At 67.0% G+C, this 451-nt stretch carries 1 protein-coding gene; it reads right to left on the reverse strand.

The annotated features are described in order from the left end of the window. Positions 1 to 31: 31 nt before the first annotated feature. Positions 32 to 451 (reverse strand): thiamine pyrophosphate-dependent enzyme (locus VG561_RS21165; protein WP_423179947.1); only part of this gene is annotated, 420 nt, incomplete at its 5' end.

A 451-nucleotide genomic window follows, 5' to 3' on the forward strand; every position in this document is an offset into this window, starting at 1 on the left:
TCTCGTCGGTGGCTGCGGTTCGCGGGTCGCGTCAGAGGTAGTGGCGCTGGCTCGCCTTCTCGGTGACATATTCCTGGTACGCCGTCTGCGTGCTCTCGAGCTCGGACACCTGGCTGACCGGCACGTCCCACCAGGCGCATCCGGGCGGGTTGGGGCCATAGAGGTTGGTCTCGATGTACAGCACTGTGGCCGTGTCGGCGGCGACAGCCTTGGCGTAGTTCTCGCGGAACTCGGCCATGCCGTTGCACTTCAGCACGTTCGCGCCCCAGGAGGCGGCGTTCGCGGCCAGGTCGAACGGGATCTCCTGCCCGTCGAGCATGCCGCTCGCCGCGTTGCGCATCCGATACTTCGTGCCGAAGCGCTGCGACCCGCGCGACTCGGACAATGCGCCGATCGACGCGAAGCCGTGGTTCTGCAGGAGGACGATGATGACCTTCAGGCCCTCCTGGGC

Origin of the sequence: Stenotrophomonas sp. CASM110 (genome assembly GCF_049384345.1) — a bacterium.
Taxonomy (GTDB): Bacteria; Pseudomonadota; Gammaproteobacteria; order Xanthomonadales; family Xanthomonadaceae; genus Stenotrophomonas; species Stenotrophomonas muris.